The sequence below is a fragment of the Rhodoplanes tepidamans genome (assembly GCF_030813915.1).
Taxonomy (GTDB): domain Bacteria; phylum Pseudomonadota; class Alphaproteobacteria; order Rhizobiales; family Xanthobacteraceae; genus Rhodoplanes; species Rhodoplanes tepidamans.
Genome location: NZ_JAUSUJ010000029.1, coordinates 1 through 24434 on the forward strand (window position 1 = coordinate 1; position 24434 = coordinate 24434).

Consider the following 24434-nt stretch of genomic DNA (forward strand, 5'->3'; position numbering starts at 1 on the left):
CGGATGACCCGGCGGCTGACGATGGCGAGGCCGCCGGCGGCCAGCGCCAGCGCGCCGATCAGCAGCGCCAGGCTGACGATCAGGTTGGTGCGGGCCGCGGTGACCCTGGCCTGGGCGTGATCGCTCGCCGCGTCCAGCGCCGTTTCGGCCAGCGCAACGACCACCGTCAGGCGCTGCGCCGCGTCCCAGGCCGAGAGCGGAATGTCGAGCGGCTGGCCGGCGGCCGCCGCCTTGACGACGCGGTCGCGCAGCGCCCCGAGCTCGGGCGCGAAATACGCCGCCTTGGCCTTGGCGATCGCGGCCGTGACGGGCGAGGCCGGCGACAGGCCGACCGCGGCGCTCTCCAGCATCTGCCACGCCGCGACGGTGCGGCCGACCCGGTTGTAGAGGGTCTGCACCGTCTCCTCGGAGATGCGGGTCTTGAAGGCGAGCGCGTTGCTGACCACGATCGAGATGTCGCCGCCCTCGGCCCGCACCAGCCAGGCGGCGTCCTTGATCAGCATCATCTGGTCGACGAACGGATCCTCGTTGCGGGACTGCGCCGTGAGGGTGGTGCCGATCTTGTCGAGAACGGCGATCAGCTCGCGGGAGGAGGCGAGGAAGTCCTTGGCGAGCACCGGCCGCCGCTGCGCCTTGGGCTTGCCGAAGTCGTCGAGCGCCGCCTTGTCGAGCTCGTCGATCCGGTCGGTCAGGCGGGCGAGGTCCTTGATCTGGGCGTCGCGGCCCGGGAAGTCGATCTTCGGCAGAATCTGGAGCGTCTCGCGCAGCGCCGGCATCGCGGTGGCGCGCGACTGGGCGATGAACTTCAGCTGGCCCGGATCCGGCATGCCGTCGGTGTTGAGGGCGCGGGCCGTGAAGGACTGCTTCACCCGCAGGCTCGCCATCGCCCTGAACATCTGGCGGGAGGCATCGGCCGTGTCGGCGAGGCGGGTCGCGATGCGGTCGGTTCGCCACGCCTCGAACGCCCCCGTCGCAAGGACGAGAACGATGATCGAGGCCATGAGCGCGATGACGGACTTCAGAAGAACGTTGGAAGAAAGGCGCGACAACATGCTGGGGGACCTGCTTTCGGAAGCCGGCACCCTAGATGCGACGACTTAACTCGGTGTTACGCGCCGGTGGTCGTCGATCGCACAACAGTTATTCAAACAGTGAGGGTCGGCTCTCGGTCCCGACTGTGCGGGGCCGGAGCCTGACGCGACCTCACCTGAGGTCGCGTCAGGCTGCCGGCTCAATCATGCCGCGCGGATCTTCGTGAGGAACTGGTCCACCCGGGCGCGCAGCGTGTCGGACTGGACCGTCAGGGTCTCGGCGCTCGACCGCACGCCGCCGGCGGCCGTGCCGGTCTCGCCCGCGCAGGAGCGCACGCCGGCGATGTTGTCGGACAGGCTCTGGGTGCGGCGGGCCGCCTCCTGCGTGTTGCGGGTGATCTCGGCGGTCGCCGCACCCTGCTCCTCCACGGCGGCGGCGATCGAGCTCGCCACGCTCGACACCTCGCCGATCGTCGTGACGATCCGGCGCATGGCGGCGAGCGCCTGATCGGCGACCTCGCGGATGGCGCCGACCTGGCCGGAGATGTCCTCGGTCGCCTTGGCGGTCTGGCCGGCGAGGTGCTTCACCTCGGAGGCGACGACGGCGAAGCCCTTGCCGGCCTCGCCGGCGCGGGCCGCCTCGATGGTGGCGTTCAGCGCGAGCAGGTTGGTCTGGTCGGCGATGGCCGTGATCAGGTTGACGATCTCGCCGATGCGGTGAGCCGCGTCGGTGAGGCCCTGGACGGTGGCGTCGGTCTCCTGCGTCTCGGCGACGGCGCGCTTCGCCACGGTCGCCGCGTGGGTGACCTGGCGGCTGATCTCGTGGATCGAGGAGGACAGCTCCTCGGAGGCGGCCGCGACGGTCTGCACGTTCTGCGAGGCCTCGTCCGAGGAGGCGGCGGCGTCGCGGGCCTGGCCGTTGGTCTGCTCGGCCGTCGCGGTGAGCGTCTCGGAGGTGCGGCGCATCTCGCCGGCCGCCGAGCCGAGCGCCTGCAGCGCCTCGCCGATGCCGGCCTCGAACTCCGCGATGGCGTGCTCGATCGCCTGCTGGCGCAGGGCGGCCTGCTCGCGCCGCTTCTGCTGCTCCGCCTCGATGCGGGCCTTCTCGATCGCGTTCTCCTTGAAGGTGGCGAGCGCGGCCGCGAGGCTGCCGATCTCGTCGGTGCGGTCGCGATACGGAACCTCGGTCGCGAGGTCGCCGTCGGCGACCTTCACCATGGCGGACCGAATGCCCTGCAACGGCCGGATGACGCGGCGGCCGACCATCAGGATGCCGCCGGCCGCCAGCGCCAGCGCACCGATCAGCAGCGCCAGGCTGACCACCAGGTTGGTCTTCGCCGCCGCCACCTGCGCGTCGGCATGGCTGCCGGCGGCGTCGAGCGCCGTCTCGGCCACCTTGGTCAGCAGCAGCAGGCGCGGCACCGAGTCGAGCGTCCACTCGCCGACCGGGATGGCGACCGGCTGGTCGGTGGCGGTGAGCGCCGCGATCATGCGGTCGCGCTTGGCGACGAACTCCGGCGCGAAGAAGCCGGCCTTCGCCGCCGCGATGGCGGCGATCACGGGCGAGCCCGCCGGCAGGCCGATCGCGATGTCGCCCATCATGTCGAAGCCGGAGAGGGCGCGGCCGATGTTGCGCTGGAGCGTCGTCGCCGGCTCGGGGCTGAGATGCTTCTTCGCTGCGAGCGCGTTGGAGATCATGACCGAGATCTCGCCGCCGTCGACCCGGACCCGCCAGGCGGCGTCCTTCATGATCATCATCTGGTCGATGAAGGCGTCGCGGCCACGCGCCGCCGTGTCGATCGCCCGGCCGGCCTTCTCGATCACGTCGATGAGCGCGGTCGCGGTCGCGGCGAGCTCCTTGCCGAGGTCGGCGCGTCGCTGCGCCTTCGGCTTCTGCACGTCGGCCGCGGCCTCCTTGTCGAGGGCGACATAGCGCTGCGCGAGCTCCCGGAACTCGCGGGTCGTCGCCTCGCGCCCGGCGAACACGACATCGGGCAGCAGCCGGGCGACGTTCTGCAGAGCCGGATGTCCGGCCGTCCGCGTGTCCTCGATCTGCTTGAGCTGGGCGGCGTCGACCACCCCGTCGAAGGCGAGCGCCCGCGGAATCAGGGCGCGGCCGAGCCGCAGGTTGGCGAGCGACCGGAACAGGTCGCGCGACACCTCGGCGACGTCGGACAGGCGGCTCGCGGTCTCCTGCCTGCGCCACGCGTCCATGGCGCCGGCGGCCAGGACCAGAACCACGATCGACGACATGAGAAGAATGACGGACTTCAGAAGCACGTTCGCGGAGGCGCGGTGAAGCATCGGGCTCGCTCGTTTCTGTCAATTGAAAAGAACTATGCAGGCGTCCTGTTAATCGGCCGTGAAGTGTGCCGATCGTGATCAGTTTTGGTCAGGCGCTGATCGCGCCGAGGTCGAAACAGATCGTCGAAGATCCGGACTCATAGCCAGTTGTTATTAGTCCGGGATCGGACGAAGGGCCGATGCACCGGCCGTTTCGCGCCGGACCGGGCCCCGGGAGGACGACATGACCAATCGGCATCGCGGCGAGATCGACGCGGAGATCGGCGGCGAGCGGCGGCGGCTGGTGCTCACGCTCGGGGCGCTGGCCGAGCTGGAGGCCGCCTTCGGGGCCGACGATCTCGTCGCCCTGGCCGAACGCTTCGCCACCGGCCGGATGGCGGCCCGCGATCTCGTGCGGGTGATCGCGGCCGGGCTGCGCGGCGCCGGCGAAGCGGTGACGGACGACGCGGTCGCCGCCATGACGGTCGCGGGCGGGATCGCCGGATGGGTGCGCATCGCGGCCGAGCTGCTCGCCGTGACGTTCGGCGGGCCCGATCCGCCGGGCCCGGGAGATCGGGCTGGCCCGGGAGATCGGGCGGACCCTCCGCGGCCGCAGGACGTCCGGCCGGCGTGAGGGGCGCACCGGCGCCGTTCCCCTGGGACGAGGCGATCGGCCTCGGCCTCGGCGTCCTGCGGCTCACCCCCGAGGCGTTCTGGAAGACGACACCGCGCGAGCTGGCGCTGGCGCTGCGCGCCCTCGGCATCGGCGCCTCGGCGCCGATCAGCCGCGCCGCCTTCGACGACCTGATGAGGAGACATCCCGATGGCTGAAGATCCCGGATGCGATTGCATGGCGGACGGCGAGATGTTCGACGAGGCCGACGAGAAGTCGAAGACGCTGATCCAGCGTCTTCTCGACATGCAGATCAACGCCAAGGCCTTCTCCAGGACCATGACGGACGCGCTGGCGGGCGCCGTCTCCGGGAGCAAGCGTCTGGACGACGCGCTGAAGTCGATCGTCCTGCGACTGTCCGACCTCACTCTGAAGGCGGCGCTCACGCCGCTGACCAACGAGCTTGCCGGAGGCCTGAACAGGTTGCTCGAGAACAGCACCGCCGGGGCCTCCGCGTCCCTCTCCTCCCTGCTCGGGGTCGCGGCGGCGGGCGGAGCCGTGAAGCCGTTCGCGGCCGGCGGCGTGATCGGCACGCCGACCTACTTCCCGCTCGCCTCGGGCGGGCTCGGCCTCGCCGGCGAGGCGGGGCCGGAGGCGATCGTGCCGCTCGCCCGCACCGCGGACGGCCGGCTCGGCATCGCCGGCGGCGGCAGCGGCGCGACGCACGTCACCGTCAACATCGCGGCCCAGGACGTCGCGAGCTTCCGCGGCTCGGAGGCCTATCTGACCGGCCGGATCGCCCGCGCGGTCGCCCGCGGCCGCCGCGGCCTGTGAGTGGAGCGTCGGTCATGGCCGCCTTCCACGAGGTGCTGTTCCCGCTCGACATCGCGCTGCGGAGCGCCGGCGGGCCGGAGCGGCGCACCGAGATCGTCACGCTCGGCTCCGGACGCGAGGAGCGCAACGCCCGCTGGGCCCATTCGCGCCGCAAGTACGACGCCGGCTACGGCGTAAAGACGTTCTCCGCGCTGTCGGCCGTGGTCGCCTTCTTCGAGGAGCGGCGCGGCCGGCTGCACGGCTTCCGCTGGCGCGACCGGCTCGACCATTCGTCGGCCGCGACGGGGCCGCCCGCGCCGCTCGACCAGGTCATCGGCACGGGCGACGGCGCGACCACGACGTTCGCGCTGGTGAAGACCTATGGCGGCGTGCACGCGCCGTATCGCCGCCCCATCGAGAAGCCGGTGGCCGGCAGCGTGCGGGTCGCGGTCGACGGCGTGACGCAGGCCGAGGGCACGGCCTTTGCCTGCGATCCGACCTCCGGGATCGTCACGTTCCTGGCCGGCCACGTGCCGGCGAGCGGCGCCGCGATCACGGCCGGCTTCCTGTTCGACGTGCCGGTGCGGTTCGACACCGATTATCTCGAGATCGACGTCTCGGCCTTCGAGGCCGGGGCGATCCCGACCATTCCGCTGATCGAGATCCGGCCGTGAGACGCGTGGCCGGGCCGGGGAGGGGGCCATGAGAGCGATTCCGGCGGCCCTGCAGCAGAAGCTCTCGTCCGGCGTCACCACGCTGTGCCGCTGCTGGGTGCTGAAGCGGCGCGACGGCGTCGTGCTCGGCTTCACGGATCACGACCGGGACATCGTCCTGGAGGGGACCGTGTGCCGGGCCGGCAGCGGCCTCGATGCCTCGGAGGCGACCACGCGCTTCGGCCTGCAGGTCGACGGCGGCGAGGTGTCCGGGGCGCTCGCCGACGATGCGCTGACCGAGGCCGACCTCGCCGCGGGGCGCTACGACGCCGCGACGGTTGAGACCTGGCTGGTCGACTGGAGCGAGCCGGAGCTGCGCGTCCTGCTCGCCGCCGCGACGCTCGGCGAGGTGCGGCGCGAGGGCGCCGCCTTCACGGCCGAGCTGCGCGCGCCCGGCGAGCGGCTGGCGCAGGAGAGCGGTCGCCTCTACACGGCGGCCTGCACGGCCGATCTCGGCGATGCGCGCTGCCGGGTCGATCTCGCCGCGGCCGCGCATCGCGGCAGCGGCGGCGTCGCGGCGCTCGCCGGCACCGCGACGTTCCGGGCCTCCGGGCTGGACGGCTTTGCCGACGGCCGGTTCACGGCCGGGCGCCTCGCCTTCACGAGCGGCGCCAATGCCGGGCTCGACTGCGAGGTGAAGCTGCACGTCGCCGACATCGCCGGCGTCACCATCGCGCTGTGGCAGGCGATGCCGGAGCCGATCGCGCCGGGCGACGCCTTCGTGATCACGGCCGGCTGCGACAAGCAGTTCGCCACCTGCCGCGACCGCTTCGCCAACGCCGCGAATTTTCGCGGCTTCCCGCACATCCCGGGCAACGACTACGTGATCGGGCACGCGTGAGATCCGGTCGTCATTCCGGACGGGCGCGTCAGCGCCCGATCCGGAATCCAGCCACGAGGGACGGCATTCGTGTCTGGAGTGCGGGTTCGCGGCTTCGCCGCGTCCCGGAATGACGGACCTCTGAGAACTGGACTCCTTCCATGTCCATCCATCGTCTCGTCACCCGCGACGCCATCGTCACCGAGGCCCGGAGCTGGATCGGCACGCCGTACCGGCACCAGGCGTCGCTGAAGGGGGTGGGCTGCGACTGCCTCGGCCTGCTGCGCGGCGTGTACCGCGCCCTGTACGGCACCGAGCCCGAGGCGGTGCCGCCCTACACGCCGGACTGGGCCGAGGCGACCGGGCGCGAGACGCTGCTCGCCGCCGCGACCCGGCATCTGATCACGATCGAGCCGGCGGCCGTGCAGGCCGGCGACGTGCTGCTGTTCCGCTGGCGCGCCGGCCTGCCGGCCAAGCACGCGGCGATCGTCGTGTCGTCCGGGACGATGGTGCACGCCCACGACGGCGCCCGCGTCGCCGAGGTGGCGATCGCCCCCTGGTGGCGCCGTCGCATCGCCGGCGCGTTCGCGTTCCCGGGCGTGATCGCCTGAACCGACGCGTGCGCGTCGCGGCCGCGACGCGGCAATACGGATCGATCACGCCGATTTCCGTCGATCAGCTCTCCGTCGTTCCGGGCGCCGAAGCGCTGCCCCGGAATGACCACCGAGCCGATCGGTCGGACGCCGCAACAGGGTCTTCCCATGGCCTCGCTCGTTCTCTCGGTCGCCGGCGGTGCGGTCGGCGGCGCGCTGTTCGGTCCGGTCGGCGCCATCGTGGGCCGCATCGCCGGTGCCGCGGTCGGCAATGCGCTCGATCACGCGCTGCTCGGCGGCAACGACCGCTCCGTCGAAGGCCCGCGGCTCGCCGATCTCGACGTGATGGCCTCGACCGAGGGCGCGCCGATCCCGCGCGTCTACGGCCGCGTCCGCCTCTCCGGCCAGGTGATCTGGGCGACCCCGATCGAGGAGGTCGCGACCACCACGGAGGAGAGCGCCGGCGGCAAGGGCATGGACTCGGGCGGCGGCACCACCAGCACCACCACGTATCGCTACTACGCCGACTTCGCGGTCGGCCTGTGCGAGGGACCGATCGGCCGGGTCGGCCGCATCTGGGCGGACGGCGAGCCGCTCGATCTCTCCGGCCTCGTGATCAGGGTCCATCGCGGCGACGAGGATCAGGCGGCCGATCCGCTGATCGTCGCCGAGCAGGGCGACGACGGCGCGCCCGCCTATCGCGGCCTCGCCTATGTGGTGTTCGAGCGGCTGCCGCTCGCGCCCTACGGCAACCGCATCCCGCAGCTCGCCTTCGAGGTGATGCGTCCGGTCGGCGCGCTGGAGCGGATGATCCGCGCCGTCACGCTGATCCCGGGCACCACCGAGTTCGGCTACGCGCCCTCGACCGTGGTGCGCGTGCTCGGCCGCGGTGTCAGCGGCGCAGAGAACCGCCACGTCGTCACGGCGGCATCCGACGTCGAGGCGGCGCTCGACGATCTCCAGGCGGCGTGCCCGAACCTCGCCGAGGTGGCGGTCGTCGTCGCCTGGTTCGGCACCGACCTGCGCGCGGCGCACTGCGAGATCCGGCCGGGCGTCGACTCCGCGATCAAGCGGACGCATCCGCTCGTCTGGTCGGTCGCCGGGCTGCCGCGCGCCGCGGCGCCTCCCGTCTCGCAGGTCGACGGCCGCCCCGCCTTCGGCGGCACCCCGTCGGACGCGAGCGTGCGCGGCCTGATCGCCGAGCTGAAGGCGCGCGGCCTGAAGGTGACGCTCTATCCGTTCGTGATGATGGACGTGCCGGCCGGCAATGCGCGGCCCGATCCGTGGACCGGCGCCGCGTCGCAGCCGGCCTATCCGTGGCGCGGCCGCGTCACCTGCGATCCGGCCCCCGGCCGGCCCGGTTCGCCCGACGGCACCGCCGCCGCGCAGGCCCAGGTCGACGCCTTCTTCGGCGCCGACGATCCCGACGCGTGGCGCTATCGCCGCATGGTGCTGCACTACGCGGCGCTCGCGGCCGGGGCCGGCGGCGTCGACGGCTTCCTGGTCGGCTCCGAGCTGATCGGGCTGACGCGGATCCGCAGCGCCTCCGGCGTCTATCCGGCCGTGACGGCGCTCGCGGCGCTGGCCGCCGAGGCGAAGGCGATCCTCGGCGCCGGCACCATGGTCACCTACGGGGCCGACTGGACCGAGTACGGCGCCCATGTGGTGGATGCCGCCGCGACGGAGGTGCGCTTCCCGCTCGATCCGCTGTGGGCGTCGCCGGCGATCGACGCGATCGGCATCGACTGGTACGCCCCGCTCGCCGACTGGCGCGACACCGCCGGCCATCTCGACCGCGCCGCCGCCGACGACATCCACGATCGCGCCTATCTGGCCCGCAATCTGCGCGCCGGCGAGGCCTTCGACTGGTTCTACGCGAGCGAGGCCGCCCGGATCGCGCAGGCGCGCACTCCGATCACGGACGGGCGCGGGGAGCCGTGGATCTTTCGCCAGAAGGACATCTGGAGCTTCTGGGCGCATCCGCATCACGAGCGTGTCGGCGGCATGCGGCTCGCGACCCCGACCGCCTTCGTGCCGATGGCGAAGCCGATCCGGCTCACCGAGGTCGGCTGCCCGGCCGTCGACAAGGGCGCCAACCAGCCGAGCGTGTTTCCCGACGCGACGTCGTCCGAGGGCGGCCGGCCGTGGTTCTCGTCCGGGCGGCGCGACGACCTGATCCAGCGCCGCGTCCTCGAGGCGGTGCTGGCGACCTTCGATCCGGCATACGGCGCGACGCTGGAGGACAACCCGGTGTCGCCCGTCTACGGCGGCCGCATGGTCGATCCCGCGGCGATCACGCTGTGGACCTTCGACGCGCGGCCCTGGCCGCTGTTCCCGGCCGCGACCGACGTGTGGAGCGACGGCCCCAACTGGGAGACCGGCCACTGGCTGACCGGCCGGCTCGGCGCCTGTCCGCTCGACGGGCTGGTCGCCGCCATGTTGAGCGATGCCGGCGTGTCGGGCTGCGACACGGCGCGGCTGGGCGAGGGACCGGACGGCGCCGTGATCGACCGGCCGATGACGCCGCGGGCCGCTCTCGATCCGCTCGGCGCCGCATTCGCATTCGACGCCGTGGCGGACGGCGCGACGCTGGTGTTCCGCCCGCGCGGCGGTGCGCCGGTCGCCGAGATCGGCGAGGACGATCTGGTGTGGCCGGAGCAGGGGGCGCCGGCCCGGCTCGTGCGCAGCCAGGAGACCGAGCTGCCGCGCGCCGTGTCGCTCGGCTTCACCGACGTCGATGCCGACTACCGGCGCGCCGCCGTGCAGTCGCGCCGGCTGGTCGGCGGGGCGGCCCGCGTGCTGCAGGCCGATCTCGCCGTGGTGATGGACCGGGCCGCGGCGGAGCGCCGCGCCGAGATCCGCCTCCAGGATCTGTGGGCGGCGCGCGAGACCGCGAGTTTCGCGCTGCCGCCCTCACGGCTCGGCCTGATGCCCGGCGACGTGATCGGCCTGACCGTCGGCGGCCGGCGGCGTCTCGTCGAGATCCGCGAGATCGTCGACACCGCGTCGCGCGCCGTGACGGCGCAGGCGATCGATCCGGAGGTGTTCTCCCTGCCGCTGGCGGCCCGGGCCCGCACCGTGCCGCGGCTGCCCGATCCCGTCGGCCCGGCCGACGTGGTGGTGCTCGACCTGCCGACCCTGCCGGGGGACGCCTCCACGGCCGACACCGTGCTGGCGCGGCTCGCCCTGGCGGCCGATCCGTGGCCCGGGGCGCTCGCGGTGTGGCGATCCTTCGACGGCGAGACCTTCGAGCGCATCGCGGTCGCCGCCGCGCCGGCCGTGATCGGCGAGACGCTCGACGACCTGCCGGCCGGCCCGGCCGGACGCATCGACCGCCACGCCGCGGTGCGGGTGCGGCTGTCCGGCGGAGCGCTCGCCTCGATCTCCGACGCGGCGCTGCTGGCCGGCGGCAACGCCGCCGTGCTGGTGGCGCCGGACGGCCCTTGCGAGGTGATTCAGTTCGGCACCGCCGAGCTGGTCGCGACCCGCACCTGGCGCCTGTCGCGGCTCCTGCGCGGGCAGGCCGGCACCGAGCATGCGATCGCGGCGCCGCTCGCGGCGGGCGCGACGATCGTGCGGCTCGACGACGTGCTGGTGCCGGTGGCGCGCGGCATCGACAGCCTGGGCCGCACGATGGTGCTGCGCGTCGTCGCGGCCGACCGCGATCACGGCGACGCCAGTGCGGTCGCCGTGACGGTGACGCCGCAGGCGACCGCGCTGCGGCCGCTCGCCCCGGTGCGCCTCGCCGGCCGGCGCACCGCCGAGGGCATCGCGCTCTCCTGGATCCGCCGCACCCGGCGCGACGGCGACTCCTGGGAGGTCGCCGAGGTGCCGCTCGGCGAGGAGATCGAGGCCTACGCGGTCGACATCCTGAACGGCGGGACGGTGGTGCGGACGCTGTCCACCGCGGGTCCGTCGGCGCTCTACCAGACCGCGCAGGAGATCGCCGACTTCGGCACCCCGCAGGCGAACCTCTCGGTGCGGGTGGTCCAGCTCTCGGCCACGGTCGGCCGCGGCATCGCGGCCACCGCCGACCTCGCGCTCTGAGCTCACACGGGACGACACCATGACCGACACGCTCCATCTCGGGCTGCCGCTGATCGCCGCCGCCCAGGCCCAGAAGCACGTCACCCACAACGAGGCGCTCGTCCGGCTCGATGCGCTGGTGATGCTGGCGGTGCTCGACCGTGACCTCTCGGCCCCGCCGGCGGCGCCGGCCGAGGGCGACCGCTACCTGGTCGCAGCGCCGGGCAGCGGCGACTTCGCCGGCCGCGACGATCAGGTCGCCCAGCGGATCGACGGCGGCTGGGTGTTCCATCCGCCCGGCACCGGCTGGGTGTGCTACGTCGCCGACGAAGGCATGCTGGTGGTTTGGACCGGCACGGCCTGGATGCCGGTGCTGGAGGCGGCGGCGGGGGCGGCGCTGCAGAATCTCGCCCGGCTCGGCGTCGGCACCGCGGCGGATGCCGGCAACCCGTTCAGCGCCCGGCTCAACAACGTGCTCCTCACCGCGGCGCGGACGGCCGACGGCGGCGACGGCTCGCTGCGCCTGAAGGTGGAGAAGGAGAGCACCGGCGCCACCGCCTCGCTGCTGTTCCAGGACGGCTTCTCGGGGCGCGCCGAGATCGGGCTGGCCGGCGACGACGACCTGCGCGTCAAGGTCTCGCCGGACGGCGCGAGCTGGATCGACGCCATCCGGGTCGACCGCACGACCGGCCGGATCGCCTATCCGGCGTCGGGCGGGCCGCGCGAGGTGCTCACGTCGGACCGCACCTACTGGGTGCGCACCGACGGGGCGAACACCAATGACGGCCGCAGCGACACGCCCTCCGGCGCCTTCCTCACCTTCCAGCACGCCGTCGACGTGGTGCGCACGAGGCTCGACCTGGCCGGCTTCCAGGTGACCGTCCGGGCCGGCGGTGCCGGCGGCACCTTCACGGGCGGCGTCTCGGTGAACGGGCCGCTGGTCGGGGCGCGCGGCGTCGACGCGCTCGTCATCCTCGGCGACACCACGATGCCCGCGAACTTCGTGCTGCAGACCACGGACGCCGGCTCGGTGGTGCGCGCCTATCAGGGCGCCCAGTTCTCCATCGCCGGCTTCAAGCTGACGTCGACCAGCGGCGTGCTGATCGACGCGCTGCATTTCGGCTTCGTCAAGGTGACCGGCAGGATGGAGTTCGGCGGCACGGCCGCCCCCCATGTGTTCGCCCGGCGGATGGGGATGGTGGAGCTGAGCAGCATCGCCTACGTCGTCTCGGGCGGCGGCCAGTTCCACCTGCGCGCCACCAACAACTCCATCGTCACGGTCCAGAGCAGCACGGTCACGATCACCGGCACCCCGGCGTTCACCGCGTTTCTCAGCATGTCCTTCATCTCGGAGATCATCAGCATCGGGGCGACCTTCACGGGCACCGTTTCGGGTCTGCAATACGCCGGCGACACCAACAGCGCGCTGATCAACGGCGCGACCCCGATTCCCGGAGCCGGGAGTTCCTCGTCGACCGGCTTCGAGGTTTCGTAAGACTCGACGCCTCGGAGAACTCGCGGTAAATGTGCTTTTCGGGACGTTGAATGTTTTTTATCGCGGATCCACTGCCGCTTCGAGCTGATTTCTAGGAGCTCGATATGGAGAATCGCGTTGGAGGAAATTGATTGCACTACAATTCGCTCGACGGCCTGCGCGGGTTGGCTGCCCTGACGGTTGCGATCTCACACTTCTCTAATGCGACAGGGATGTTCGGTGGTCTTCTCGGCCACGGAGCAGGTCAGGTCGGTGTCATGCTTTTCTTTGTTCTGTCTGGTTTTCTGATGGGGCATTTGTATTTAGCCGAGCAGTTCTCTCGGAGAACCGTCTCACAGTTTGTCAGGCGGCGCGTGGCGCGCGTGTTTCCGCTTTATCTATTTGTTGTGTTTGTGTCTTTTGTTGCTCCTCACGGATTTCATCTACACCCCGTCACTCTCGATAATGTTGTGGAGCATCTGCTTTTCTGGCGCGGGAGCGGTGTGCTTTGGACGATTCCTGTTGAGGTTCAGTTCTATGCCGTCTTTCCTCTGATATGGTTTTTGTGGCGGAAGTCGAGCGCCGTGGCATGGGCCTCTGTTGTCTGCGCCGTTTGCGCGATCGCGTGGCTCGGGTTTCCCCGCACTCCAGCGCTCGCGCAGGGCTTTTCGTTCTTCGCAATCGGATTGTGTGTATCGCGGCTTAATGTCCTCATTGTCGCGGATCGGTCCATATTTTTCGAATTGATTTTTGTGTTCTTTTTGTTGCTTTATGTGATCCTGCTTCCGCAGATCAAGGCGGGCATTGGGTTGCCGTCTGTTGGTATTTTGGGACTGCCGCTATACATGTTTTCGCTTGGGGTGCTTCTGTTTGCGACGATCAGGTCGCGCATTGCAAAATTGGTTTTTGGTAATATTGCGAGTAGGGCATTGGGTAAGATTTCGTACTCGATGTATCTCGTTCACTCGCCCGTGTTGGTGTGGATTCTCGCGGATCAAGTCATCCCCAAGAATATCGGCGCATTGCTGATATTCTTCCTTATTTCCGTCGTTGGGCTGTCGACAGTCACCTACTGGTGCATCGAACTGCCGCTCCGTAACTGGATTTCCGGCCGCGCGACCTCGCCATCTCCTGCCCCTGCTTCTGTCTGACATACAGCCCGGGGGGGGGGGACGATCCGATCGCGCCGGCCGGTGCCCGAACACTGAGCTGAAGTCGCTCTGTTGGATTCTCTCGGGCCATCAGTCCGTGATCGTCTTTGCGCCCGTTGTCATCGACGGGCGGTGCGAGATGCCCCTGCCCGGTCGAAGACTGCAGCCCGACCGCTCTCGGGCTCGCGCGAAGTGCAGCTTCATCACCGCTGATCTCCTCGATGTCCGATGTGCCGAGCAGTGACGGCACACTCGGACGTTGTTGGATTGTTCCTAAACCTCCAGAGAAACCGACATGGCGAAAGCGACCTATGACGAGGCGCTGCGGCGTCTGCTCGTGCACGAGGGCGGCTACTCCAACCATCCGAGCGATCCGGGCGGGCCGACCAAGTACGGCATCACGATCTTCGACTATCGCAAGTACATCGACGCGCGCGGCTCGGCGGCCGACGTCAGGGCCATGACGGTCGACCAGGCCAAGGCGATCTACCGGGTGCGCTACTGGGACGCGCAGCGCTGCGACGAGCTGCCCCCCGGCGTCGACTACGCGGTCTTCGACTACGGCGTGAACTCCGGCATCGGCCGGTCCGGCCGGGTGCTGCGCCGCCTGCTCGGGCTTTCCGCCGACGGCCATGCCGTCACCGACGCCGCGATCGCGGCGGCCGCGGCGCGCGATCCGGCCGGCCTGGTGCAGGCGATCTGCGACGAGCGCCTGCGCTTCCTGAAGGCGCTGCGGACCTGGCCGGTGTTCGGCGCCGGCTGGGGACGCCGCGTCGCCGACGTGCGGCGGGTCGGGCTGCGGATGGCGGCCGGGGCGCCGGCCCCCGGTCGGCGGCGCAGGGGCGGGGCGATCGCGGCGGGCGGCGCCGCGGCCGCCGGGGCCGCCGAGGCCGCCCGGCAGGGCGGCGTTCCGGTCGAGGCGATCCTGGTCGCGGCCGGAACGGTCGCGGCTGTCGCGCTGGTCGCCGGGGCGATCTGGCTCATCCGGCGCCGGCGGGCCCGCCGCGCCGTCGCCGGCAAGGCGATCGCTCCCGAGGCGCTCGCCGGACAGGGAGGCTGACATGGACTGGCGCGATCTCGGCGGGGCGCTCGCCAAGGCGGGGGCCCCGATCATCGGCACGGCGCTCGGCGGCCCGTTCGGCGGGCTGATCGGGCAGGCGATCGGCAGCGTGGTGGCCGACGCGCTCGGGGTGGAGGCGACGCCGGCGGCCGTCGACGCCGCGGTTCGGACCACGGCCGCGCCCGATCTCGCGGCGAAGCTCTCGACGGCCGAGACGGAGGCGCAGGCCCGGTGGCCGGCGCTCGCCGAGATCGCCCGGGCGGAGGCCGAGCTCGCCGGCCGGGCGATCGCCGACACCAACGCCACCATGCGGGCCGAGCAGGCGGCCGGCGACGTGGTGCAGCGCTGGTGGCGGCCGCTCTACGCGTTCGAGCTGACGCTCGAATGCGCCGCGTTCTGGGCCGTCGTGATCGTCGCGCTGGCGCGCCGCGACACCGCTCCGCTCGACGCCGCCATCAACGCGACCGGGCTGCTGACGCTCTACTGGGGCGCCCGCTTCGCGGTGCTCGGCGTCTATGTCGACGGCCGCTCGCGCGAGAAGCTGACGGCGCTGACCGGTGCGCCGGCGAACGGGGTGGTCGGGGCGGTCGTCAAGGCGGTGCGGCGGGGCAAGTGAGCACCGCCGGTGCGTCGTCCGGCGTCGCCCGGGACGCGGTCGAGTCGCGGCGACGCGCAGGCGCTAACGCGGTGCTGCCTTCCTGGCTCGCGTCCTGCCGCGGGTCGACGTCGCGGCGCCGCGGGCGGCGACGGAAGCTGCCGGGGTCGGCACGGCGCCGTCGGACAGAACCCGAGACAGCATGTCCCTCTGCTCGGCGGTCCGCGGCCGAAGCGTGATCGGATGCTGGCTGTGGAAGCGCCAGGCCCGGGCCGCGTTCGTTCGGCGCCCGTCCAGCGTCTCCTCCACGACCCGGCAGTCGGACAGCGTGAGAACGACGCCGTGTGCTCCGGCCGGGCACTGAACCTCGACCGACTTGCCGGTGTCGTCCTTCCACAGCGCGACGACACGCGAGCGATCGTACATGGCGGTGTCGTTCGCGCGCTCGATCAGACCCAGCGAGGTGTATTTCAGGACCGAGCAGCCCGGATCGTCGGCGAGCGTGGTCGAGTACCGGGCGGACCAGCGGCTCTTGAGCTGAGGGCCGTCCATCAGCATCACGAAGACGAGATTGGGGCCGACGTCACGCAGGACCGCGTGGCAGGGGTCGCTGCGCGCCAGATCCTCGCAGATGAGCGTGGTGAAGGCCGAGGAGGACCGGAAGACGTTGAACTTGATCTCGCGGGGGCCGAGCGGCGTGGCCTCCCACCACACGGCGCGCGGATCGAGCGTCGAGCCGAGAGCGTAGTTGGAGACCTGCGGCTCGTCGATGCGCCAGGGATGGTGCTTCGACCGGCTGCCGACGAAGCAGGTGCGCGCCGTCCGCGGGGAGCCGGCGGCGTCTGCCTCCCGCAGCTCGATATCGAGGAACACAGCGGAGAGCGCGAAGTTGCCTTTCTGGTTTCCGCAGTTCGAGCTGGATCCGGAGACCAGGAATTCGAGCTTCGGGAACTCGTCCAGCACGCGGTTCTTCAAGGCCTCGAACGTCGACCAGTCGAGCGCGTACTCGGGAAAGAGAACGCCGTGAATCGCGCCGGTGTCCTGCTGGGCCTCCTTGATCAGCTCCACCGTGAAGTCGACCACGTCCGGCGACAGCCACTTCTGATCGATCTCGAATCAGCCTCGCTCGATCGCTCCATCCACCCCGTCGTCTCGCCGGGCGCCCTTCGCGCGGGTCGGGGCGAACCAGGTCGCGCGCAGCTTGAACGGATACGGCACGATCAGGATGTTCAGCGCCGCGGTCTCGTTCTCGGTCGACAAGCGGCCCGGCGGAACGTGCCACCCGGTGCTGACGATGCCGCGCGGCGGAAGCAAGGCGAGATTCTGCGTGTAGCTGCGCAGGGTGCAGCCGACGGCGGCCGTGCGCACCTTCGGCTGGACGCAGACGACGTCCGGATCGACGAGCACGCACAGGGACGGAAGGTCGTTGCTGACGACCGCGGTGCGCCTGCCGTTTCCTCGTCCCCGCCTGTCGGTGAACCGGTCGGCGCTGGCGCGCCAATAGGCCAGCGCGGCGATGCTCGCGACCCAGTTTTGCGTCGGCTCCGACGCGACGCTGTACCCGACGCCCTCGCACGCCTCGTCGGCGACGATCATGAGGGCCAGCGCGTAGGTCCACCAGATCGGGTATGCGCCGTGCCTGTCGACCTGCGGATAGATCGGCTCGGAGCCTGCGGCGACGATCCTGCTCCAGTACTCCTGCACGATATCGGGCGCCGGCAGCTTCCGCGCCCACGCCTTGCCGGCCTCCTGGAAGGTCTTTCGGAGGTCCTCGTCGTGAAGGTCTAGTCCGCCGGCTTCGACGGTGCGACACAGGTTCTCGAAGGAGGGCCGAAGAGGGGTCGGAACCCCGCCGGCCGGTGGACCCACGAAGAGCTGGTTGAGGGCCCCCGCCCGCAACAGCAGCAGAGCGGTCGCGGCGAACACGTCGGTCGGGAAGATCGGCGCCTGCGTCACCTCGACGGCCTCGCGGGTCTCCCGCCCCGTCGAAAGGAGCGTTCCGCTCGGGAAGATGCGCCGGAGGAGAGCGAGGACCGTTTTTTGCGGCGGTTCGGTCATGGGTTGGTGTTTTGCGGCGGATCGGCCGGTGGCCGAGCGTGCGGCTCACCGGCCGGGCTGGTCGTGAGCGGCCACAAGCCATGGTCGAAAAGTACCGCCGTCAAACCGGCGGAGCAACCTGTGATTGCGATTGCGGCGATCCACGCATTTGGTTAAGAGTCCTTTACCCTGAGCGGGCAGCCGAAGGATGCACGGTGTCGCATGCGGCTCGACGATCGTCGGCGCCGGCCAGGACGTCATCTCGGGCGCCGGGGCCGTGGCATCAGGGTCGCGGCATCGGGGCCGCAGCATCTCGCTGGAGCGAATTGCAGGACGAACGGGATCGACGCGCGGAAGGCCTGCGCTTTGCCCGATCGGGTTCGAGCTTTCTTAGCGACTCCCTGCCACCCTCCGCCATGCGGGGTGCGCAGCTCGAGGAACGGGCGATGACCAACCAAGTGAACAAGCGGTTCATGGAAATCGCCGACGAGACCGGAGAGACGCTGGACCAGCACCTTCGGGAGGTTGTGTTCGGCTCGTACGGACGTGACGCGAACGGCATGGTCGATGCGGCGATCGGCAAGATGATCGCCAACATTCGAGGCACGGAAGGCGAGGCTGAGCCGTCGAAGCCGTCCGACTGACCGGCACCAGCCTCGTTCCGACGACGTCCCCATGTCCTGGGGGTCGTGCAGGTCCGGACGCCGTGGCCCGCGGTGCCTGTGAATGCCCGCAGGGGGCCAGCCGATCAGAATGACGCCGTCGATTGCGCCGCCGCGAACGCGGCCCCGCGGTCGGGTGCGCCGGACGCCGCCCCGGGCGCCGGTGGCGAGCCGCGGGGACTCACGGCGGCAGCCTCCGAGCACCGCACGCCGCGTGGGGCGGCCTCGCCCGGACACCTTCACCCGCATCGTCGACTTCAACTGCCACGGGCGGCCGGTCAGGACCCGGCCGAGGGATTGCGGTCGGCACCCTCGTACCTAGATCCCCGGCTGCACGACTCGTCTGCCGACCCTATTGTTGACGCGGACCGGGTGCAGACCGCCGTCTTCGTCCCCCGGTCCGGCGAGGCATGACATGAGGCCGCGAACAGTGTTGGTTGCGCTCGGGACGGCGGTGCTGTCGGCCGCCCTGGTTCCGGGCGCCGAGGCCGCCGACCCGGAGGGCCGGCCGGAGGCGCGGCCGCAGGCCGTCGCGGTGCCGCCGCGGCCCGAGACCGGCCCGAACGGCGCCGGCACAACCGGCAACGGCACCACCGGGACGGCGACCGCCTCCGGGCTGCGCTGCCTCACCCGGGCCGAGCAGCGCAGCCGCACGGCGGCCAAGCAGGTGGTGCCGCTCGCCCGCGCCGCCAAGGCCGTGAAGGCCCGCCACGGCGAGCTGCTGCGCGCCCGCCTGTGCGAGCAGAACGGCAGGCTGGTCTATCTCCTCACCGTGCTGCCGCGCGGCGGCAAGCTCGTCCGCGCCACGGTCGACGCCGGCACCGGCACCCTGATCTCCGGCCCGTAGGCGGACCGGGCCCTCCCGCGCGGCCGACGGGCGCGGCCCTCCGGACATCGAACGTTTGCACACGCCCCGCGACCCACATTAAGGAACACCTGCCGCTGCCGTCCGGCCATCCGCCGGCGGCGCCGCCCAAAGGACCCGAGACCATGCGGCTCCTGGTCGTCGAGGACGATCCCGACCTCAATCGCCAGCTCGCCACCGCCCTGACCGACGCCGGCTACGTGGTGGACCGCGCCGCCGACGGCGAGGAGGGCCATTATCTCGGCGAGACCGAGCCCTACGACGCCGTGATCCTCGACATCGGCCTGCCCAAGATGGACGGGCTCTCGGTGCTGGAGAGCTGGCGCCGGGCCGGCCGGGCGATGCCGGTGCTGATGCTCACCGCCCGCGACCGCTGGAGCGACAAGGTGCAGGCCTTCGACGCCGGCGCCGACGACTACGTCGCCAAGCCGTTCCATCTCGAGGAGGTGCTGGCCCGCATCCGGGCGCTGCTGCGCCGCTCGGTCGGCCATGCCCGCTCCGAGTTCCTGTGCGGGCCGGTGCGGCTCGACTCGCGCACCGGCCGCGTCACGGTCGACGGCGCGCCCGTGAAGCTCACCTCCCACGAGTACCGGCTGCTCTCCTACCTGATGCACCACTCCGGCCGGGTGGTGTCGCGCACCGAGCTGGTCGAGCATCTCTACGACCAGGACTTCGACCGCGACTCCAACACCATCGAGGTGTTCGTCGGGCGCATCCGCAAGAAGCTCGGCGTCGACGTGATCCAGACGGTGCGCGGCCTGGGCTATCTGCTCACCCCGCCCGGGGAGAGCCGGTCGTGACAGGGGTCGTCACGGCGTACCATGTCCTCGAGCCCGTCATGGCCGGGCTCGTCCCGGCCATCCACGTCCTTGCGCGACCCCCGGTCGCGCCGTGGATGCCCGGCACAAGGCCGGGCATGACGACGTCGGGATCCGGGGATCCGGCCTGAGATGCGCGCCAACTCGCTCGCGCTGCGCCTCTTTCTCTCGGCCACCGCCTGGACCGTGATCATCCTGCTGGCCACCGGCATCAGCCTGTCGTCGCTCTATCGCCAGGCGGTGGAGCGCTCCTTCGACCGCCGGCTCGGCGTCTATCTGCGCACCCTGGTCGCCGAGGTGGCGGCCCCGGAGGAGGGCACCGAGCGCGGGCCGCTGTCGCTCGGCGAGCCGCTGTTCGAGCTGCCGCTGTCCGGCTGGTACTGGCAGATCACCCGGCTCGGCGCGCCCAAGCCGGAGACCCGCTCGTCGCGCTCGCTGTGGGACTCGACCCTGCCGCATCTCGCCGAGCAGGGCGTCCAGGCGGGACCGGACGGCAGCCGGCGCTCCTACGTGCCCGGCCCCGAGGATCAGCGGCTGCGGCTGGTCGAGCGCACCGTCGATCTCGGCGACGAGGGCCGCTTCCTGGTCGCGGTCGCCGGCGACCCGCAGGAGATCGACGAGGAGACGCGCTCGTTCGACAACGCGCTCGCCATCACGTTCGTGATGCTGGCGGCCGTGCTCCTGCTGATCACCATGTTCCAGGTGCGCTTCGGCCTGGCACCGCTCAAGCGGATCTCCGAGAGCCTGGCGGCGATCCGGGCCGGACGCAGCGAGCGGCTGGAAGGCGACTTCCCGCACGAGATCGCGCCGCTCGCCCGCGAGACCAACGCCCTGATCGAGGCGAACCGCGAGATCGTCGAGCGCGCCCGCACCCATGTCGGCAATCTCGCCCACGCGCTCAAGACGCCGCTGTCCGTGGTGGTCAACGAGGCGGCGACCCGCGGCGACGACGATCCGCTGGCGCGCAAGGTGCGCGAGCAGGCCGCCATCATGCGCGACCAGGTGACCCGGCATCTCGAGCGGGCGCGGCTCTCCGCCCGGCTCACCGTGGTCGGCACCGTCACCGAGGTGAAGCCGGTCGTCACGGCGCTCGCCCGCACCATGGAGAAGCTGCACCACGATCGCGGCCTGGTCATCGACGCCGACGTGCCGGAGACGCTGCGCTTCGTCGGCGAGCGGCAGGACCTCGAGGAGATGGTCGGCAACCTGGTCGACAACGCCTGCAAGTGGGCCGAGGGCCGGGTGTCGATCGAGGCCGGGCCGGCGCCGTCGCCGGGCCTGCGCGCCGGGGCCGGCCTGCGCATCGTGGTCGACGACGACGGTCCCGGCCTCTCGGCGGCCGAGCGCGAGCAGGCCGCCCGCCGCGGCAAGCGGCTCGACGAGACCAAGCCGGGCTCCGGCCTCGGCCTCTCGATCGTGACCGAGCTCGCCGGCCTCTACGGCGGCAAGCTGACGCTCGCCGCCGCCCCGATCGGCGGCCTGCGCGCCGAGCTGGTGCTGCCGGCCGTGTGAGCCCGGTCGCAGAGGCGCCGGATCGCTTCTGCCCCTTCATCCCCGCATCGCTTCGATGCGACCGCGCCCGGACACAATCGCGCCGAGCCCTGCTAGGCTGACGGTCCCGCTTCGCTGCCCTCAACGAAAATCGACACGGAGAGACGCACCATGAGCGAGACCCTCGGCCACACGCTGCGCGGCCGCATCCCGTACCAGCCGATCCATCGGCGGCCGCCGCTGAAGCTGCCCGGCGGCGCGAGGGTCGCGGTGTGGACCATCGTCAATGTCGAGAACTGGCAGACCGAGGGCGCGATGCCGCGCGCCGTGCTGCCGCCGCCGATGGGCCAGCCGCTGCTGCCGGACGTGCCCAACTGGGCCTGGCACGAATACGGCAACCGGGTCGGCTTCTGGCGCTTCGTCGATGCGCTCGGCTCGCGTGGCCTGAAGGCGACCTTCGCCCTGAACGGCACCTGCTGCGAGGTCTATCCCGAGGTCTGCGCCGCCGCCCGCGACGCCGGCTGGGACTTCATGGGGCACGGCTTCGTGCAGCGGCCGATGCACCGGATCGAGGACCAGCGGGCCGCCATCCGCTCCACCGTCGAGGCGATAGAGGCGTTCACCGGCAAGCCGCCACGCGGCTGGGAGAGTCCCGGCCTCACCGAGACCGACGAGACCATCGACATCCTGGCCGAGGAGGGGATCGAGTACGTCGCCGACTGGGTGCTGGACGACCAGCCGTTGCCGATCCGCACCCGCGCCGGACGCGTCGTCTCGGTGCCCTACACGGTGGAGGTCAACGACGTCGTCATCAGCGCCGTCCAGCAGCAGCCCTCCGACGAGATCCTGCGCCGCGGCCGCGACCAGTTCGACCGCCTGTTCAAGGAGGGCGCCACGGCGCCGCGCGTCATGGCGATCGCCATCCATCCCTACCTCACCGGCGTGCCGCACCGGATCAAGTATCTCGAGCAGCTCTACGACTACATCCTCGGCCACGGCGACGTGGTGATGTGGACGGGCGCCGAGATTCTCGACTGGTACAAGTCGCAGGTGCCGGAGGCGTCGTCCGCCGCGGCGGAGTGACGGCGGGTTGCGGCGCGCCGCCGCGTCGCGGCGCGCCCGTTCCCTCGTTTCGCCCCATTCCTCCCCCCATAGCAGGACGCAGGGATTGGGCTCGGCCTCGTGTGCCGGGCGCGTGGGGGATATCGATGAAGCTCTTCGGCTCGACCGCGTTCGCGGCCGCTCTCGCTCTGTCGGGTGCTCTTGCGGTCGCCGGCTGTGCCGGCGATCCGGTAACCGGCACCGGACCGCGGGAGAACACCGGCACGCTGGTCGGGGCGCTCGGCGGAGCGGCGCTCGGCTCGGCGGTCGCCGGCGGCGGCACCGGGTCGCGGGTCGCCGGCGGGGTGATCGGGGCGGCGCTCGGCGGCCTGATCGGCAACCGCATCGGCGCCGCCATGGACGACGAGGACCGCCGCCGCGCCTACGAGGCCCAGATGGCGGCGCTGGAGACCGGCCGCTCGGGCGCGCCGGTGTCCTGGCGGAATCCCGATTCGGGCCGTTACGGCACCATCGTGCCGGGCCCGGCCTACGACCAGGGCGGCCAGAACTGCCGCCAATTCACCCACACGATCTATATCGAGGGCACGCCCCAGACCGCCCGCGGCACCGCCTGCCGCAATCCCGACGGCTCGTGGACGCCGATCGGCTGACCGGGCGAAACGTTACTGTATGATCAAACCGCAAATGCGCCGCGCGGGGCGCGCTTAACGCGTTCTTCAGACCACGCGCCTATACCCGAGCCAGGAAATTCCGTCGGCAGGGTGTCTGGATGGCAGGCGACGAGCAAGCCTCCGAGAAGTTGCGCGCGTATCTCCGCGGCTTGTCCCCGGAGGCACGGGCCATGCTGATGGCCGAGGTCGAGCGCGGCCTGCAGGCCGGCCACGACCACCTGCCGGCCCCGAACGTGCTGCTGTCTCATCTGCGCGAGGTGCTGCAGGAGCGCGAGGACGATCCCGCTCCGGACCGCGCCGCCAATCCGTCGCGCCTGTTCTTCGCCCCGGTCGAGCCCTTCCTGACCGACGACGAGACCGCCCTCGAGCCGGACGGCCGGGTGTCGCGCGCCAGTCTCGCCCCGCTGTGGGACTGGATCGCCACCGAGGTCGCCCCGGCCGAAGCCAAGGTCTACGTCGCCGACGTCGCCCGCCATCTGGCCGCCAAGGACCAGGGCAAGGCCGAGCTCGCCGCCCGGACGCTCCAGGACCAGGTGGTGCGCCAGCTCGGCGAGCTGCTGCAGGCGGCCGGTCGCGACGACAAGGCGCGCCGCCGCATCGCCTTCCGCATCGGCACCCCGCGGGCCCAGTCCGACGTCGCCGAGTTCTTCACCATCATGAAGAACCGCGACACGCTCGCGGCGGTCGGCAGCCGCCTGCCGTCGCGCATCCGCTCGGCGGCGGGCGACCAGCTCGACCAGATCGTCGCCGTCCTCGACAACGCGGTGGCGCGCGACAAGTCGCTGATCCGCTACGGCCTCATCCTCGCGATGAACCGCATGCCGGTGCCCTGGCATCTCGTCCGCGTCGCGGTGCGGGCGGCGCAGTCCGACAAGGCCGAGCGCATCGCCGAGAGCCCCTACGGCATCGCGCTGGCCATGGTGCTGGCCGACACCGAGCGGACGGTGCGCGAGCTCGTCCATCATTTCCGCCGCGGCCAGATGGGGCGGGCGATCGAGAGCCTCAAGGACGTGCACGAGGCGGTGCGCGGCCTGCGCAGCGAGGTCAACATGGTGTCCGGCACGGGGCCGGCCCGCCAGCTCGCCGCCATCCGGGCCGGCGTCGCCGACGCGCTGAAGTCGGACCTCGACACCATTCCGGGCCGGGTGCGCCGCATCATCCGCATCGTGCCCGGCAAGCATCTGCCGGCGGGCGCGTCGATCGACTCGTCCGAGGTCGCCGAGATCGAGGCGCTGCTGGGCTTCCTGGCCGCCTGCAAGACGTATGCGAGCGAGCTCGCCCTCAACGAGATCACGCTGCGGGTCCTGTCCGACCTGCAGACCCAGCTCGACAACGGCTCGCGCTCGATCATCGACGTGCTGCGCGCCTGCGATCCCGGCGAGCTGCCCTACCGCAAGGCCCAGATGGAGGCGGCCATCCGCTTCTCCGCCAAGATCCTCGGCGAGGAGTTCGCCGCGGTCATCGCCCGCGCCGCCGAGGTCGCCGTCAGCAGCGAGCGCAAGGCACCCGGCAAGGCCGCCAAGGGCTGACCCCTCCCGTCGCGGTCCGGTCTCTCCGGGACGCGCCCAACGGTGCGCGCCTGATCCTCGACCCATCCCCCGCCTCCCTGCGCGGTGCCATGCCACCGCGCCCCCGATCCTGCCCTCCCGGCTGCCG

21 protein-coding genes and 1 pseudogene are annotated in these 24434 nt (G+C 71.5%); 18 read left to right on the forward strand and 4 right to left on the reverse strand.

The window, feature by feature from the left end; all coding sequences use genetic code 11:
• Positions 1-1052 (reverse strand): annotated as a pseudogene (locus J2S22_RS26055) (hypothetical protein); the annotation flags it as partial.
• A gap of 183 nt (positions 1053-1235) precedes the next feature.
• Entirely contained in the window at positions 1236-3335 is a 2100-nt protein-coding gene (locus J2S22_RS26060; RefSeq protein ID WP_272779526.1) for a methyl-accepting chemotaxis protein, read from the reverse strand.
• Positions 3336-3558: 223 nt separating this feature from the next.
• Between J2S22_RS26060 and J2S22_RS26065 the strand changes: the two genes are divergently transcribed.
• The 11 genes from J2S22_RS26065 (at position 3559) to J2S22_RS26115 (ending at position 15193) form a co-directional block, all read left to right on the forward strand.
• Positions 3559-3948, forward strand: a complete 390-nt coding sequence (locus J2S22_RS26065) for a gene transfer agent family protein (RefSeq protein ID WP_272779525.1) — start codon at positions 3559-3561, stop codon at positions 3946-3948.
• On the forward strand, positions 3945-4145 hold the full coding sequence (locus tag J2S22_RS26070; RefSeq protein ID WP_272779524.1) for a rcc01693 family protein: 201 nt from the start codon (positions 3945-3947) through the stop codon (positions 4143-4145). Before J2S22_RS26065 ends, J2S22_RS26070 begins: the two co-directional genes overlap by 4 nt.
• On the forward strand, positions 4138-4761 hold the full coding sequence (locus J2S22_RS26075; protein ID WP_272779523.1) for a phage tail tape measure protein: 624 nt from the start codon (positions 4138-4140) through the stop codon (positions 4759-4761). Before J2S22_RS26070 ends, J2S22_RS26075 begins: the two co-directional genes overlap by 8 nt.
• Positions 4762-4775: 14 nt before the next feature.
• Positions 4776-5414, forward strand: coding sequence for a DUF2460 domain-containing protein (locus J2S22_RS26080; RefSeq protein ID WP_272779522.1), 639 nt, complete (start codon positions 4776-4778; stop codon positions 5412-5414).
• Between the two features lie 28 nt (positions 5415-5442).
• Complete coding sequence (locus tag J2S22_RS26085) at positions 5443-6294, forward strand: phage/gene transfer agent baseplate hub protein (RefSeq protein WP_272779521.1); 852 nt, start codon at positions 5443-5445, stop codon at positions 6292-6294.
• 140 nt (positions 6295-6434) lie between these two features.
• Positions 6435-6884 (forward strand): NlpC/P60 family protein, encoded by a 450-nt coding sequence (locus J2S22_RS26090; protein ID WP_284701467.1) that lies wholly within the window; start codon positions 6435-6437, stop codon positions 6882-6884.
• 150 nt (positions 6885-7034) lie between these two features.
• A complete protein-coding gene (locus tag J2S22_RS26095; protein ID WP_272779520.1) occupies positions 7035-10913 on the forward strand; it encodes a baseplate multidomain protein megatron in 3879 nt (1292 codons plus the stop codon).
• A 19-nt stretch (positions 10914-10932) separates the two neighbouring features.
• Positions 10933-12387, forward strand: coding sequence for a DUF2793 domain-containing protein (locus J2S22_RS26100; RefSeq protein WP_272779519.1), 1455 nt, complete (start codon positions 10933-10935; stop codon positions 12385-12387).
• Between the two features lie 131 nt (positions 12388-12518).
• Positions 12519-13517, forward strand: a complete 999-nt coding sequence (locus tag J2S22_RS26105; RefSeq protein WP_272779518.1) for an acyltransferase family protein — start codon at positions 12519-12521, stop codon at positions 13515-13517.
• A gap of 295 nt (positions 13518-13812) precedes the next feature.
• Positions 13813-14577: a glycoside hydrolase family 108 protein gene (locus J2S22_RS26110; protein ID WP_272779517.1), complete on the forward strand. Its 765-nt coding sequence runs from the start codon at positions 13813-13815 to the stop codon at positions 14575-14577.
• Position 14578: 1 nt separating this feature from the next.
• On the forward strand, positions 14579-15193 hold the full coding sequence (locus J2S22_RS26115; protein WP_272779516.1) for a hypothetical protein: 615 nt from the start codon (positions 14579-14581) through the stop codon (positions 15191-15193).
• Between the two features lie 63 nt (positions 15194-15256).
• Here J2S22_RS26115 and J2S22_RS26120 read toward each other — a convergent pair whose 3' ends face one another.
• A complete protein-coding gene (locus J2S22_RS26120; protein ID WP_272779515.1) occupies positions 15257-16255 on the reverse strand; it encodes a hypothetical protein in 999 nt (332 codons plus the stop codon).
• A 33-nt stretch (positions 16256-16288) separates the two neighbouring features.
• Positions 16289-17230 (reverse strand): hypothetical protein, encoded by a 942-nt coding sequence (locus tag J2S22_RS26125; RefSeq protein WP_272779514.1) that lies wholly within the window; start codon positions 17228-17230, stop codon positions 16289-16291.
• A 425-nt stretch (positions 17231-17655) separates the two neighbouring features.
• Between J2S22_RS26125 and J2S22_RS26130 the strand changes: the two genes are divergently transcribed.
• The 7 genes from J2S22_RS26130 to J2S22_RS26160 all read left to right on the forward strand — a co-directional run bounded on the left by J2S22_RS26130 (position 17656) and on the right by J2S22_RS26160 (position 24307).
• Entirely contained in the window at positions 17656-17853 is a 198-nt protein-coding gene (locus tag J2S22_RS26130; protein WP_272779513.1) for a hypothetical protein, read from the forward strand.
• 433 nt (positions 17854-18286) lie between these two features.
• Positions 18287-18718: a PepSY domain-containing protein gene (locus tag J2S22_RS26135; protein ID WP_272779512.1), complete on the forward strand. Its 432-nt coding sequence runs from the start codon at positions 18287-18289 to the stop codon at positions 18716-18718.
• Between the two features lie 143 nt (positions 18719-18861).
• Positions 18862-19536: a response regulator transcription factor gene (locus tag J2S22_RS26140; RefSeq protein ID WP_272779511.1), complete on the forward strand. Its 675-nt coding sequence runs from the start codon at positions 18862-18864 to the stop codon at positions 19534-19536.
• Positions 19537-19686: 150 nt separating this feature from the next.
• Positions 19687-21066 (forward strand): sensor histidine kinase, encoded by a 1380-nt coding sequence (locus tag J2S22_RS26145; protein WP_272779510.1) that lies wholly within the window; start codon positions 19687-19689, stop codon positions 21064-21066.
• A 150-nt stretch (positions 21067-21216) separates the two neighbouring features.
• Positions 21217-22128 carry a polysaccharide deacetylase family protein gene (locus J2S22_RS26150; protein WP_272779509.1) on the forward strand — a complete coding sequence of 304 codons (912 nt, stop codon included), beginning with the start codon at positions 21217-21219 and terminating at the stop codon, positions 22126-22128.
• A gap of 125 nt (positions 22129-22253) precedes the next feature.
• Positions 22254-22757 carry an RT0821/Lpp0805 family surface protein gene (locus J2S22_RS26155; RefSeq protein WP_272779508.1) on the forward strand — a complete coding sequence of 168 codons (504 nt, stop codon included), beginning with the start codon at positions 22254-22256 and terminating at the stop codon, positions 22755-22757.
• Positions 22758-22948: 191 nt separating this feature from the next.
• The gene (locus tag J2S22_RS26160; RefSeq protein WP_272779507.1) at positions 22949-24307 is read left to right on the forward strand and encodes a hypothetical protein; all 1359 of its coding nucleotides are present in this window, start codon (positions 22949-22951) and stop codon (positions 24305-24307) included.
• Positions 24308-24434 lie beyond the last annotated feature (127 nt).